The sequence below is a fragment of the Leifsonia sp. GW821-FHT13C05 genome (assembly GCF_058806515.1).
The window spans coordinates 775,956-788,634 of the sequence record NZ_JBXAPT010000001.1 but is presented as its reverse complement, the minus strand read 5'-3'; the positions used below and the strand labels follow the sequence as shown (position 1 = coordinate 788,634).

14 protein-coding genes are annotated in these 12,679 nt (G+C 69.5%); 11 read left to right on the top strand and 3 right to left on the bottom strand.

Going from position 1 to position 12,679, the window contains the following annotated elements:
• Positions 1-70 precede the first annotated feature (70 nt).
• The 4 genes from AC1ROC_RS03865 to AC1ROC_RS03850 all read left to right on the top strand — a co-directional run bounded on the left by AC1ROC_RS03865 (position 71) and on the right by AC1ROC_RS03850 (position 3,860).
• On the top strand, positions 71-634 hold the full coding sequence (locus AC1ROC_RS03865; protein WP_492998218.1) for a YbaK/EbsC family protein: 564 nt from the start codon (positions 71-73) through the stop codon (positions 632-634).
• A complete protein-coding gene (locus AC1ROC_RS03860) occupies positions 631-1,536 on the top strand; it encodes an oxygenase MpaB family protein (RefSeq protein ID WP_492998216.1) in 906 nt (301 codons plus the stop codon). Before AC1ROC_RS03865 ends, AC1ROC_RS03860 begins: the two co-directional genes overlap by 4 nt.
• An 86-nt stretch (positions 1,537-1,622) precedes the next feature.
• Entirely contained in the window at positions 1,623-3,371 is a 1,749-nt protein-coding gene (locus AC1ROC_RS03855; RefSeq protein ID WP_492998214.1) for an APC family permease, read from the top strand.
• Positions 3,372-3,428: 57 nt separating this feature from the next.
• The gene (locus AC1ROC_RS03850; RefSeq protein ID WP_085368614.1) at positions 3,429-3,860 is read left to right on the top strand and encodes a PaaI family thioesterase; all 432 of its coding nucleotides are present in this window, start codon (positions 3,429-3,431) and stop codon (positions 3,858-3,860) included.
• A gap of 13 nt (positions 3,861-3,873) precedes the next feature.
• Here the strand turns inward: AC1ROC_RS03850 and AC1ROC_RS03845 are convergent, their stop codons facing one another.
• Positions 3,874-5,652 (bottom strand): long-chain-fatty-acid--CoA ligase, encoded by a 1,779-nt coding sequence (locus AC1ROC_RS03845; protein WP_492998212.1) that lies wholly within the window; start codon positions 5,650-5,652, stop codon positions 3,874-3,876.
• Between the two features lie 10 nt (positions 5,653-5,662).
• Positions 5,663-6,328 carry an SDR family oxidoreductase gene (locus AC1ROC_RS03840; RefSeq protein WP_492998210.1) on the bottom strand — a complete coding sequence of 222 codons (666 nt, stop codon included), beginning with the start codon at positions 6,326-6,328 and terminating at the stop codon, positions 5,663-5,665.
• A gap of 85 nt (positions 6,329-6,413) precedes the next feature.
• Here AC1ROC_RS03840 and AC1ROC_RS03835 point away from each other — a divergent pair, with 85 nt between their 5' ends.
• The 7 genes from AC1ROC_RS03835 (at position 6,414) to AC1ROC_RS03805 (ending at position 11,635) form a co-directional block, all read left to right on the top strand.
• Positions 6,414-6,719 carry a DUF6412 domain-containing protein gene (locus AC1ROC_RS03835; protein WP_085368530.1) on the top strand — a complete coding sequence of 102 codons (306 nt, stop codon included), beginning with the start codon at positions 6,414-6,416 and terminating at the stop codon, positions 6,717-6,719.
• Between the two features lie 112 nt (positions 6,720-6,831).
• The gene (locus AC1ROC_RS03830) at positions 6,832-7,614 is read left to right on the top strand and encodes a YidC/Oxa1 family membrane protein insertase (RefSeq protein ID WP_168689301.1); all 783 of its coding nucleotides are present in this window, start codon (positions 6,832-6,834) and stop codon (positions 7,612-7,614) included.
• A gap of 36 nt (positions 7,615-7,650) precedes the next feature.
• On the top strand, positions 7,651-7,944 hold the full coding sequence (locus AC1ROC_RS03825; RefSeq protein ID WP_492998207.1) for a hypothetical protein: 294 nt from the start codon (positions 7,651-7,653) through the stop codon (positions 7,942-7,944).
• 10 nt (positions 7,945-7,954) lie between these two features.
• Complete coding sequence (locus AC1ROC_RS03820) at positions 7,955-8,491, top strand: DUF1697 domain-containing protein (protein ID WP_492998205.1); 537 nt, start codon at positions 7,955-7,957, stop codon at positions 8,489-8,491.
• Between the two features lie 73 nt (positions 8,492-8,564).
• Positions 8,565-9,197, top strand: a complete 633-nt coding sequence (locus tag AC1ROC_RS03815) for a TetR/AcrR family transcriptional regulator (RefSeq protein ID WP_492998203.1) — start codon at positions 8,565-8,567, stop codon at positions 9,195-9,197.
• Complete coding sequence (locus AC1ROC_RS03810) at positions 9,194-10,879, top strand: MDR family MFS transporter (RefSeq protein ID WP_492998201.1); 1,686 nt, start codon at positions 9,194-9,196, stop codon at positions 10,877-10,879. Before AC1ROC_RS03815 ends, AC1ROC_RS03810 begins: the two co-directional genes overlap by 4 nt.
• Before the next feature lie 108 nt (positions 10,880-10,987).
• Positions 10,988-11,635: a hypothetical protein gene (locus AC1ROC_RS03805; RefSeq protein ID WP_168689305.1), complete on the top strand. Its 648-nt coding sequence runs from the start codon at positions 10,988-10,990 to the stop codon at positions 11,633-11,635.
• 11 nt (positions 11,636-11,646) lie between these two features.
• Here AC1ROC_RS03805 and AC1ROC_RS03800 read toward each other — a convergent pair whose 3' ends face one another.
• The gene (locus AC1ROC_RS03800) at positions 11,647-12,651 is read right to left on the bottom strand and encodes an aldo/keto reductase family protein (RefSeq protein WP_492998199.1); all 1,005 of its coding nucleotides are present in this window, start codon (positions 12,649-12,651) and stop codon (positions 11,647-11,649) included.
• Between the last annotated feature and the right edge of the window lie 28 nt (positions 12,652-12,679).

The following is a 12,679-nucleotide window of genomic DNA, read 5'->3' as shown; positions in this document are numbered from 1 at the left end:
CGGCCGCGATCTCCGCATGGGCGGAGGCGCGGGGTTGGCGTTCGGGCGGTGCGTGATGCAGATTAGGGAGATGGGCGTCTTCACACTCGGCGGGCTGACCACGGCCCCCGCCTCCACTGCCACGGAACTGCTCGCGCCGACGACCGCGGGGGCGCTGACCGCATCCGGGTGGCTGGACGATGTCGGGGTGGTGGAGATCGACCCCGCCGTCTCGGACACGGCGGCCACGCGCGAGCGGTTCGGCCTGGATGCTGCGACGCTCGCCAACTGCGTGGTGGTCGCCGGCAAGCGCGAGGGCGTCGAGCGGATCGCGGCCTGCGTGGTGCTCGCGACCACGCGCGCCGACGTCAACAACACGGTCAAGCGGCTGCTGGATGTGCGCAAGGCGTCGTTCCTGTCGATGGACCGCGCCGTCGAGCTGACCGGGATGGAGTACGGCGGCATCACGCCGATCGGCCTGCCCGCCGAGTGGCCGGTGTTCGTCGACGCCCGCGTCGCGGAGACCGACGTCGTCATCATCGGCTCCGGCGTCCGCCGGTCGAAGATCCTGCTGCCGGGACGCCTGCTCGGGGAGCTGCCGAATGCCCGCGTCGTCGACGGTCTCGGCCTGGATGCGCTCAGCGCCGGCGCATGACCGGCATCCTCGAACCCGTCCGCTCGCGCCTCATCGAGACGCTGGCCGGACGCTCCGACGAGGTGCCCCGCTGGGTGCTCGCCCTGGAGGACGGGGAGGACGCCGGCTTCTTCAAAGCGGGAAGCGCGCCCTGGGTCGTGCACGGCGGGATGCCGACGCTCGTCGCCGGGGTGCGTGCGCTCCTGCTGCAGGCGCTGCATCCCGGGGCTCTCGCGGGCGTCAGAGACTTCTCGCGCTATCGGGAGGACCCACTCGGGCGTCTGGCCGGAACGATCCAGTGGATCCACACGGTCACGTTCGGCAGCACAGGCCAGGCCGTCGCGAGCACGCAGATGGTGAAAGCGATGCACAAGAGGGTCACCGGCACGTTCGTCGACGGCCACGGCGTCACGCGGCCGTACTCCGCGAACGATCCGGAGCTGGCGGCCTGGGTGCACATCGCCTTCACCGACGCGTTCCTGACGGCGCACGAGCGCTGGGGGAGTCCCATCCCGGGCGGAGCGGACGGTTACGTGGCGCAGTGGGCGACGGCCGGTGAGCTGATGGGCGTCGCGGAGCCGCCGCGCAGTGCGGCGGAGCTGCGCGCGCAGATCGGTGCGTACACCGACGACGGGGAGCTGCGCGGAGGACCGGAGGTGGAGGAGATCGTGCGGTTCATCCGGCGTCCTCCGCTGCGCAGGATGCTCCGGCCGTCGTACCGCGTGGTCTTCCGGGCGGCCGTCGCGAGCCTGGAGCCACGACACCGCGCGATGCTCGGCCTCCGCACGACGCCGCTCGACCGGGTGTTCCCCGTGGACAGGGCAGCGGCGACCGTGCTCGCCGGCGCGGGGGTGCTGCTCGGCCCGCGGACGCAGGCCGAACTCGCCGCCCGCCGACGCCTGGCGCGCCTCGCGGCGGACTGAGGACCTGCTCGGCGTCGTTTGGGGTTAGCCTGTCTCCAGCCGGCCCGCTCAGTGGAGAGCGGACCCGAGTCGGTGGAGGCGCAGAAATGACAGCGACCGTCCCCTCCAAGCCGGAGGATGTGGAATCCAAGGGGCTGAAAGGCGGGGCCCTCGGCCTGGTCTCCAGCGTCGTGGTCGGGGTGGCATCGACCGCGCCCGCGTACAGCCTGGCGGCGAGCCTCGGCTTCATCGTCGTCGGCGGCACAGTCGTCGCCGGGGTGAAGGCGCCCGGCATCGTGCTGCTCGCGTTCATCCCGATGTATCTGATCGCGGTCGCGTATCAGGAGCTCAACAAGGCGGAGCCGGACTGCGGAACGACGTTCACCTGGGCGACCAGAGCGTTCGGGCCGGTCACCGGGTGGATGGGCGGCTGGGGCATCATCGTCGCCGACGTGATCGTGATGTCCAATCTGGCGCAGATCGCCGGGTCGTACTCATTCACCTTCGTCGGCAGCTTCGGCCTGCCCGCCGTCGCCGACCTCGCAACCAACACCGTGGCGACGACGATCGCCGGCCTGCTCTGGATCGCGATCATGACCTGGATCTGTTACCGCGGCATCGAGATCTCGGCCAGGCTGCAGTACGTGCTGCTCTCGTTCGAGGTCGTCATCCTGATCTTCTTCGCCGCGTTCGCGCTCGTGAAGGTCTACACCGGCAACGCGGAGCCGTACTCGCTCATCCCGCAGTGGGACTGGTTCAACCCGTTCACCCTCGACTTCAGCAAGACCATCGCACCGGCCATGCTGACCGCGATCTTCATCTACTGGGGCTGGGACACGGCCGTCTCGGTGAACGAGGAGACGAAGGATCCGGGGAAGACCCCCGGCCGCGCCGCCGTGATCAGCACGCTGCTGCTGCTCGCCACGTACGCGGTGGTCACAGTCGCGACGGTCGCGTTCGCGGGCGTGGGGGAGAAGGGAATCGGGCTGGCGAACCCGGCCAACTCGGGCGACGTGTTCTCGGCCATCGGGCCGACGCTGTTCGGTCCTGGCCCGGTCGGCGCGATCCTGATGGCGCTGCTCGGCTTCTCCATCCTGACCTCGGCGTCCGCCTCCACCCAGACCACGATCCTGCCGACGGCGCGCACCGCCCTGTCGATGGCGGCGTACAAGGCCATCCCCGAGCAGTTCGCGCGCATCCACCCCCGGTTCCTCACGCCGACCTGGGCCACGATCGGGATGGGGCTGGTGTCCGCGGTCTTCTTCCTCATCTTCACCTTCATCAGCCCGGCGCTGCTGCTGGCGCTGATCGGGTCGATCGGCCTGATGATCGCGTTCTACTACGGACTCACCGGGTATGCCTGCGTCTGGTACTACCGCAAGACGCTGTTCCACAGCTTCCGCAGCGTCATCCTGCGCGGGCTGTTCCCGCTGGTCGGCGGGCTGATGCTCACCTACGTCTTCATCTACGGGCTGATCAACTTCGCCGCCGTCGACTGGCTGGTGGACGACAATGGCAAAAACGTGACCATCTTCGGCATCGGCGCCGAGGCCGTGGTCGGTGTCGGCGGTCTGCTGATCGGCCTCGTGCTGATGGCGATCTGGTGGTGGCGCAGGCCGGACTACTTCCGCGGCAGGACCCTCCCACGGCGCTCCGACGACCTCGTGCTGTCGCCGGAGGGCGTCGTCCCCGCGTTCGGGCTGCCGGACTCCGGCATCCCGCCCACGATCATCGCACCGGACTTCTCCAATCTTCCCCCTGGACAGACCCCCATCAATGCCGAGACGCTGGAGCCGGTGAAGGAACCGTCCGAGCTACCGCCGGACGATCCCGCCCTGCCCCGAAAGGACGAGTGAGTGAGCGAACGACAGCGCGTCGTCGAATGGGAGGACCCGGCACCGGGAGTGGCCGTCATGCCCACCATGAGCGGCCTCGACTACCTCCGGTCGATGCTCGACGGGGAGCTTCCGCCCCCGCCGATCACCAACCTGATGAGCATGCGGCTCACCGACGTCGGGCCGGGCACGGCGACGTTCGTCTGCGAACCGGACGAGTCGCACTACAACCCGATCGGCACCGTGCACGGCGGGCTGGTCTGCACGCTGCTCGACTCGGCCCTCGGATGCGCGGTGCAGACGACGCTGCCGCAGGGTCAGGGATACACGTCCATCGAGATCAAGGTGAACTACCTGCGCCCTGTCTACGCGGGCGCCGGTCCGCTGACCTGCGTGGCGCACGTCACGAAGCCGGGCAGCAGGGTCGCGTTCGCCGACGGGGTGGTGACGGACGCCTCCGGCAAGGCGGTCGCGACGGCGACGGGCTCGCTGCTCGTGTTCCCGCTCTAGCGGTCCGGGCCGGTCAGTCCTTCGCTGCGAGCAGCTGATCGCGCACCTTGCGCCTGATCACCTTGCCCACGATGGAGCGCGGCAGATCGTCCACCTGGGTGACGTGCCTCGGCACCTTGTACGGGGTCAGCGTGTCCCTGGCGAACGCCCGGATCGCGGCCTCGTCGAACGAGGCGCCCGGCTTCATCACGACGGCGGCGACCACGTCTTCGCCCCCGCGCTCCTGCGGGACGCCGACCACGGCCACGTCCGCGACGCCCTCGAAGTCGCGCAGCGCGTCCTCGACCTCCGTCGGCGAGACGTTGAATCCGCCGGTGACGATGAGCTCCTTGATGCGGTCGACGATGCGCACGAAGCCGTCCGCATCCATCGTCACGATGTCACCGGTGCGGAACCAGCCGTCGTCGGTGAACACCTTCGCCGTCTCGTCGGCCTTGTGCCAGTATCCGGAGAACACCTGCGGGCCCTTGGCGAGCAGCTCGCCCTCCTCGCCGAACGGGCGGTCCTGCGACGGATCGTCCGGGTCGACGACGCGCAGCCGCGTGCTCGGAAGCGCGAGGCCGACGGTGCCGTCCCTGCGCGTGGTGCCGACCGGGTTGGCCATCAGCACGGGGGAGCACTCGGACAGGCCGTAGCCCTCGACCAGATAGCCGCCGGTCTTGCTCTCCCAGAGCCGCACGATGCTCTCCGGCAGGCTCATCGCCCCGGAGATGGCGATCTCGATGCCGGACAGCGACACCTTCCGCTTCTCCGCGGCCGCGACGAGGCGGTCGTAGATCGGAGGGACCGCCGGCAGGAAGGTCGCCGGGCGCTTCTTGACCACATCCAGCACCAGGTCGGGATCGAACTTCGGGAACAGCACCAGGCGCGACCCCATGCTCATCGCGAAGGTGAGGCAGAGCGTCAGCCCGTACGCGTGGAAGAGGGGGAGCACGGCATACACCACGGAGGTGCCCCGCTCGATGGTGGGCACCCACGCCCGGGCCTGCGCGGCGTTCACCGTGAGGTTCAGGTGGCTGAGCATCACGCCCTTGGGCAGGCCGGTGGTGCCGCTGGTGTACTGGATGAGCGCCAGGTCGTCGCGCTCGGGCCGCGGATACGAGGCCTTCAGCCTGCGGCCGCCGATCAGGGTCTCCCAAGTGACCGTGCCGCTGACCTTCGCGGTGAGCTGCTCCCTGGCCTGACGTGCTGCACGGACCGGCAGCCGCAGGGCGGCGCGCTTGGTCGCCGGCATCGCCCTGGTGATGTCGATCGAGACGACCGTGGTCACTCCGAGGTCGGCCGGGAGCTCCTGAACGGTCTTCGCGACCTTGTCCCAGACGATGGCGACGGTCGCACCGTGGTCCTCGAACTGGTGCCGCAGCTCGCGCGGCGTGTAGAGCGGGTTGTGCTCGATCACCACGGCGCCGAGACGCAGAGCGGCGTAGAACGCGACCACGTGCTGCGGGCAGTTGGGCAGCACGAGCGCGACCCTGTCTCCCTTGCGAACGCCGCGCTTGCGCAGGCCCTCCGCTGCACGGGCGATCTGGTCGCCCAGCTCCGCGTACGTGGTGGTCGCCCCGAAGAACTCGAGGGCGACGTTGCGCGGGTAGCGGGCGACGGACTCGTCGATCAGGTGCGCGAGAGAGCCGTCGGGCAGGTCGACGTCGTCCGGCACGTTCGGCGCATAGCTCGCGAGCCACGGGCGCGCGGCGTAGTCGCCGGGAGCGGTGCCTGTGTCGTCGGTGCCTGGAGCGGAGGTGGGGGCGTCGGAGGTGGCTGCGGCGTCTGCGTCGTCCGGTGTCTGGCTCACGCTGGCAAGCCTACGACGAGGCGACCAGCGCGCGCACCGCCTCGTCGATCGGCGTGCTGCCCGAGACGGCCTCCCAGACGTGCCCGATGGTCCCCGGCTCGTCGATGCAGGCGCTGATCAGGCGGGCGACGTCCTCGCGCGGGATGCTGCCCCGCTCGACGCTGTCCCCGATGGTCACGAGCCCCGTGCCCTCCTCGGTGGTGAGACCGCCCGGACGCAGGATGGTCCAGTCGAGCCCGGATTCGCGGAGCACGGCGTCCGCATCCCGCTTCGCCTCGACGTATGCGCGCCAGACCGGCTCGGTGTCGTCCGGCAGCGGCGCGTCGACGCCCCAGGCGGAGACCTGCACGAAGCGGCGGATGCCCGCGAGCACGGCGCCCTGCATCGACTTCACGGAGCCTTCGTAGTCGACCGTCCGCTTGCGCTCGATGCCGGAGCCAGCGCCGGCACCGGCGGCGAACACCACGGCGTCCGACCCTGCGAACGCCGTGGAGAGCTGCTCGGGCGTCGCCGTCTCGATGTCGAGCAGCACGCCCTCTCCGCCCAGGCGATAGACGTCGTCCGCGTGCTCCTCATTCCGGACGATGCCGACGAAGTCGTCACCGTTGTCATAGAGCACCCGCATCAGCTGCTGGGCGACTTTTCCGTGGGCACCGACGATCACAACACGAGTCATGCTTCCATCATGGACCCGTCGGGGGTGGATGCGCCCACGGCGAACACCTCCAGCGAATCGGCCGTGAATTTGTTAGCGTCATCCCATGCTGACGTTCTTCGAGCTGCTGGGGCGGGTCTTCGCCGCGTCGCTCGACGGCGTGCTCGCCGCATCCACGCCGGCCAGCATCATCGCTCTCGCCGGTATGGCCGGTGCGATCGGACTCGTCGCGGTCGTCGCGGCCGCCGGGCTCACGTCGGTGGCAGCACTGGCGGCGTCGCTGCGCATCCGGGCCCGGCTCGAACGGCCCATCGAACCGGCGGACAAGAGCGCCATGCTCCGCCAGTCCGATCCGGATGCCGACGGCCGCCCGCGCCCGCGAGCGCCCGGTCTCGCCCTGCGGACCGCGTAGCAGGAGCATCTCTCGCCACCCCGATGGGCGGCGCACCCCTGCCGGCAGCATCGGCTGCCGAGCGCGGTCAGACGGAATCCCCCCCATCCGTTCGACAGCAGGGACACTTCTCGTGGACATCTTCTCCTTCGGCCCCATCGCGGCCGTCCTCGACGCGACATACGCTCTCGTCACCGGCCTGTCCGGCGCTCTCGCGCCGGTCGCAGGCACTCTCAGCGGCCTGCTGGCCGTCGTCGCCCTCACCGTGATCGTCCGCGCGCTCCTCATCCCGGTCGGGATGAGTCAGGTGCGCGCCGAGTACAACCGCCGCCGTCTGGCGCCGCACATCGCCGAGCTGCAACGCAAGCATGGAAAGGACCGCGAGCTGCTCGCCAGGAAGACGATGGAGCTCTACCAGTCGGAGAAGGTCTCTCCGTTCGCGGGGATGCTCCCGCTGCTCGCGCAGCTTCCGGTGATCTCGCTGGTCTACGCGGTCTTCACCCATCCGGCGATCTCCGGTCACGCCAACGAGCTGCTCGGCGAGCATGTCTTCGGCGCGCCGCTCGGCACGAGTTTCGTCGGCCTGACCAGTGCGGGAGCGGAGGTGTGGCCCGCGATGCTGGTCTACCTCGTCGTGCTCGGGCTGATCGCGATCGTCACCACCGTGTCCAGGAGGGTGCTCACGCTCCCGCAGCCGGAGGGCGCCGCCACGCCCGGTTCCGGCGGCCTGCTGCGCGCCCTGTCGTTCCTGCCGTACGTGACCGTGGTGTTCGCGGCGTTCGTGCCGCTCGCCGCCGCCGTCTACATCCTGACCTCGACGGCATGGACCGTCGCGGAGCGGTTCACGCTGCGTCGTCTCCTCGACCCGGAGCGGCACCGCCCGGATGGGCGGATCGAGCCGTCCGCCGCCCGCTGACCGGGCAGCCGGCCCGCCGGGTGTCATGCTTGGAGCATGAAGAACCGCAAGACAGCCGCCTCGACCGACCCGGCGTTCGGCGTCGGCGTGCAGGTGTACGTGCGCGAGTCGCAGGAGGAGAGCGGTGACGACTGGGTGGGGGAGCCCACCGGGGTCATCATCGCGCCGGGTGCAGCGAGCCTGCGCAGCGTCAACCTGCCAGCCGGAGACGTGACGTCGTGGCTGGTCGCGTTCAGCGAGCCGCAGCGGCGGCGCGACGGCCGCGGCCCGTACGAGCAGGCGACCATCGCACAGGCGCTGCTGGTGGCCGCAGACCCGATCGACGGTTAGCGGCACCCGGATGCACGGGGTCGGGCTGGTCCGCGGGATCAACGTCGGCGCATCCACGCGGGTGGCGAAGGGCGACCTGGCCGCGGCGTTCACGGAGGCCGGGTTCGAGCGCGTCTCGACCTTCCTGCAGTCGGGGAACGTCGTGTTCGACGCCGCAGCCGCCCCGTCGGCCGCACAGGCCGCGGCCGTCGAGAGGGCCATCGAGAAGCGCTCCGGCGTCTCCGCCCGGGTGATCCTGCTGACCGAGAAGGCGTTCCGCACCGTCGCGGCGGCGAACCCGCTGCTCGACGCCGGCGACGACCACTCGAAGCTGATGGTCACCTTCCTCGACCATCCCGTGCCGCCCGCGCTCGGCGTTCCGGACGCGGACGCGATCGCTCCGGAGGTGGTCAGCATCGGTGAGCGCACCGTGTACCAGTGGTGCCCCCTCGGCGTCTCGAAATCCAAGCTCACTCCCGCGTTCTGGCGCGAGGTCGGACCGGTGGCGACCGGGCGCAACTGGCGCACCGTGCTCCGCCTGATCGAGGAGCTGGATGCGCGAAGCTGAGCATTCTCCGCGAATAGTGCAGAACTGCATTCTTTCAGTTTAGAAAGCTTGCAGCGAGTGCAATAATAGTCGAGTGATATCGGAAACCCTCGGACTGCGCGAGCGCAAACGCCTGGAGACACGGGCGCAGCTCGAACGCGCCACCGTACTGCTGGTGGCAGAGGTCGGACTCGAGAACGCCACGGTCGACGCGATCTGCGCCCGTGTGCCCGTCTCGCCCCGCACCTTCTTCAACTACTTCGACAGCAAAGAAGACGCCATCCTCGGGATGCGCGACCTCCCCATCGACGTCGCCTTCCTCGACCAGCACAGGGCGGCCACCGCCGGGCTGCCGGTCGTCGAACAGGTCATCGGCCTGCTGCTGCACGTGATGGGCCCGGCGATCGGAGACACCGAGCTGCACGAGGCGAGGATGGCGATCGTCAAGGAGCATCCGGAACTCCTCCGGCGGCAGTTCGCCCAGATGACACGGATGGGGGAGCAGCTCGTCGCGGGCGTCTCCCTCTTCCTCACGAACGATCCTGCGTTCTCCGCCCTCCCCGACGCCGAACGCGACTCGCTCGCCGAGCTGATCCTCCCGCTCTGCGGCGGCGCCATCCGCGCTGCCGTCAAGGAGTGGGTCGCCGACGGCTCCGTGCGCGACACAGCAGAACTTCAGAGGCGGGCCGTCGAGCTCGCCGGAAAGGTGATCACGGCACTCGCATGAGTCAGACAGCAACACACCAGGAGACCGCGGGCGCACTGCCAGACGGGGCTCCGAAGAAGAAGGCGATCCTCCTCGTCTTCGCCGGCCTCATGGTCACGATGCTCCTCGCATCCCTTGACCAGACGATCTTCTCCACGGCCCTCCCGACCATCGTCGGCGAGCTGAACGGCGTCGAGCACATGCTGTGGGTGACCACGGCGTACATCCTGGCGTCCACGATCATGATGCCGGTCTACGGCAAGCTCGGCGACCTGATGGGCCGCAAGGGCCTGTTCATCATCGCCATCGGGCTGTTCATGGCCGGCTCGGTCGTCGGCGGCCTGGCGGGCGACATGGGCTGGCTGATCGTCGGCCGTGCCGTGCAGGGTCTCGGTGGCGGCGGACTGATGATCCTCTCCAACGCGATCATCGCCGACGTCGTCCCCGCCCGCGAGCGCGGCAAGTACATGGGCATCATGGGCGGCGTCTTCGCCCTCTCGTCCGTCGCGGGCCCGCTGCTCGGCGGCTGGTTCACCGAGAGCATCGGCTGGCGCTGGGCGTTCTGGATGAACATCCCGCTCGGCATCCTGGCCATCGCGTCCGCCGTCGCCTTCCTCCGCCTGCCGAAGAACACCGCAGGCAAGCCGCGCATCGACGTGGCCGGGATGGGGCTGCTCGCCATCGCATCCACCTGCCTGGTGCTGCTGACCACCTGGGGCGGCACGACGTACGCCTGGGATTCGCCCGTGATCGTCTCGCTGATCGTGGGAACGGTCGCGGCGGGCATCGCCTTCGTCTTCGTCGAGAAGGCGGCGGCGGAGCCGATCATGCCGCTGGCGCTCTTCAAGGACCGCAACTTCAACCTGACCACGATCGCCGGTCTGATCATCGGCATCGCGATGTTCGGCGCCCTCGCCTACCTGCCCACCTACCTGCAGATGGTCACCGGGGCGAACGCCACCGAGGCCGGCTTCCTGATGATCCCGATGATGGCCGCGCTCCTCATCACCTCGATCGTCTCCGGGCAGCTGGTCAGCAGGACAGGACGGTATAAGTGGCTGCCGATCGCGGGAACGGTGATCGTCGGCGTCGCCCTGGTGCTGCTGTCGACCATGACCCCGACCCTCCCGGTGTGGGTGCTCTGCAGCTACCTGGCCGTCATGGGCATCGGGCTCGGGATGAGCATGCAGATCCTGATCCTCATCGTGCAGAACGCGTTCCCGGTGTCCCAGGTCGGCACGGCGACGGCAGCGAACAACTACTTCCGTCAGATCGGAGCCTCGCTCGGCTCCGCGATCGTCGGCAGCCTGTTCGCGTCGCGCCTCACCGAACTGCTCACCGAGCGGATGCCGGCAGGAGGCCAGGCGGCGGGCGGCGGGACCAACTCGCTCACCCCCGCGATCGTCAAGAGCCTGCCTGCGCCGATCCGCGATGTGATCGTCGGGTCGTACAACGACGCGCTCACCCCGGTGTTCCTCTACATGGTCCCGCTGCTGCTCGTCGCGGTCGTGCTGCTCTGCTTCGTGAAGGAGAAGCCGCTGGCCACCACCATCGAGCGCGATGTGGTCGCGACGACCGCCGAGATCGACGGTTCGACGCATCCGACACTGGATGCGGAAGCGGCCTCCCAGCAGGCGGTTGCGTCCGACACGGCGCAGCCCGCCGAGGACGACGAGCTGGACGGAACGCTCATCAGGAGCTGACCGGCCTCGTCGTCCGAACGGCCCGCCCTCCCCGGCTTCGGGAGGGCGGGCCGTGCCCTTTACCCGCAATCACTGGCCCCGCGCGGCGGACGCTCCTACAATGACGGCATGTTCGTCGAGGGCACCCTTCGATGGCAGGTCACCGAGGACTGTCCCTGGGACCTGCTGATGGCGCTCGCCCTCCGCGACCTCGGACACCTCGACGGGGTCGGCGACCCCGTGATCCCGCGGCTGACGCCGGCGGTCGCTCCCGTGCTGCATCCGGCGACCGGTGCGCTCCCCGTGCTTCCCGCCCGGCGGCGCCCAGCGCATCCCGGAGCGGAGGGCAGCCCGCTGGCCGAGCAGTGGCTGGCGTGGTTCGAGTTCACCGTCGACAGGGAGCGGAGGGCGGCGGGGTCGCTGCTTCAGCCTCCGCACTTCTCGGCGTTCGACAGGGCGATCGAGCTGCAGGACCTCATCCTGGAGCACTTCGACGAGGCGCTGCTGTGGGCGACCGAGCGGCACGACGAGTACGCCAGGGCGAGCGCGCAGACGCACGCCAGGCGCGCGGCCGACATCGTGGATGTGGTGCGCGACCGCGAGCACGAGCTGCGGAGGCAGGCCGGCTACTTCCGGCTGGACCTCTCCGTGCTCCCGCTCGAGGAGCGCGGAGCCTGGATCGTCGGCCCGCACTCCGTCATCCTCAGCACGACCCTCCGAGACGACTCCGACGCCTTCCGCGCCTGGTTCGCCCCCGTCGTCGCCGCCCTCGTCTAGCTCCTCGCCGATCAGGCGGGGCGCTGAGCGGGGGAGACGGTCTCTGCCGGGTCGGTGACGGCCACGTCGCCGACGGCCTCGTCGATGCGGGCGAGCACGTCGCCGGAGAGGCGGATGCCCGCTGCAGCGGCGTTCGAGGCGACCTGCTCCGGCTTGGATGCTCCGACGATGGCTCCGGCCACGTTCGGGTTCTGCAGCACCCAGGCGACGGCGAGCTGCGCCATCGTGATGCCGAGCTCGTCGGCGATCGGGCGGAGGCGCTGCACGGCGGTGAGCACGTCGTCGTTCATGAACGACTTGATCGCGTTCGCGCCGCCCTTGCTGTCCGCGGCGCGGCTGCCCTCCGGCACCTCTTCACCCGGCTGGTACTTGCCGGTCAGCACGCCCTGCGCCACCGGCGACCAGACGATCTGCGAGATGCCGAGCTCGGCGGAGGCCGGGACGACCTTGCCCTCGATGACCCGCCACAGCATCGAGTACTGCGGCTGGTTGGAGATCAGCTGGAAGTTCAGCTCCTTCGCCAGCGCCGCACCGGCGCGCAGCTGCTCCGCGTTCCATTCGGAGACGCCGATGTAGAGCGCCTTTCCGGCGCGCACGACATCGGCGAACGCCTGCATCGTCTCCTCGAGCGGCGTCTCGTAGTCGTACCGGTGCGCCTGGTAGAGGTCGACGTAGTCGGTGCCGAGACGCTCCAGGGAGCCGTCGATCGACTCGAAGATGTGCTTGCGGGAGAGCCCGACGTCGTTGTGGCCCTTGGGGCCGGTGGGCCAGTAGACCTTCGTGAAGATCTCGAGGGAGGCGCGGCGCTCGGCCTTGAGCGCGTCGCCGAGGACCTTCTCCGCCGCCGTGTTCGCATACGCGTCCGCGGTGTCGAAGGTGGTGATGCCCGCATCCAGTGCAGCACGGACGCTCTGCGTCGCGATGTCGTTCTCCACCTGGGAGCCGTGGGTGAGCCAGTTGCCGTAGATGATCTCGGAGATCTTGAGTCCGCTGTTGCCGAGGTACCTGAATTCCATGATGCTCACGCTACCCGACGACACTGTC

What these genes read in the sequence shown, in the direction of transcription:
- AC1ROC_RS03835 (WP_085368530.1), top strand. Translation starts at nt 6,414, where the DNA reads ATGCTGACGTTCTTCGAGCTGCTGGGGCGGGTCTTCGCCGCGTCGCTC.
- AC1ROC_RS03800 (WP_492998199.1), bottom strand. Translation starts at nt 12,651, where the DNA reads ATGGAATTCAGGTACCTCGGCAACAGCGGACTCAAGATCTCCGAGATC.
- AC1ROC_RS03810 (WP_492998201.1), top strand. Translation starts at nt 9,194, where the DNA reads ATGAGTCAGACAGCAACACACCAGGAGACCGCGGGCGCACTGCCAGAC.
- AC1ROC_RS03855 (WP_492998214.1), top strand. Translation starts at nt 1,623, where the DNA reads ATGACAGCGACCGTCCCCTCCAAGCCGGAGGATGTGGAATCCAAGGGG.
- AC1ROC_RS03805 (WP_168689305.1), top strand. Translation starts at nt 10,988, where the DNA reads ATGTTCGTCGAGGGCACCCTTCGATGGCAGGTCACCGAGGACTGTCCC.
- AC1ROC_RS03850 (WP_085368614.1), top strand. Translation starts at nt 3,429, where the DNA reads ATGCCCACCATGAGCGGCCTCGACTACCTCCGGTCGATGCTCGACGGG.
- AC1ROC_RS03840 (WP_492998210.1), bottom strand. Translation starts at nt 6,328, where the DNA reads ATGACTCGTGTTGTGATCGTCGGTGCCCACGGAAAAGTCGCCCAGCAG.
- AC1ROC_RS03860 (WP_492998216.1), top strand. Translation starts at nt 631, where the DNA reads ATGACCGGCATCCTCGAACCCGTCCGCTCGCGCCTCATCGAGACGCTG.
- AC1ROC_RS03865 (WP_492998218.1), top strand. Translation starts at nt 71, where the DNA reads ATGGGCGTCTTCACACTCGGCGGGCTGACCACGGCCCCCGCCTCCACT.
- AC1ROC_RS03820 (WP_492998205.1), top strand. Translation starts at nt 7,955, where the DNA reads ATGCACGGGGTCGGGCTGGTCCGCGGGATCAACGTCGGCGCATCCACG.
- AC1ROC_RS03825 (WP_492998207.1), top strand. Translation starts at nt 7,651, where the DNA reads ATGAAGAACCGCAAGACAGCCGCCTCGACCGACCCGGCGTTCGGCGTC.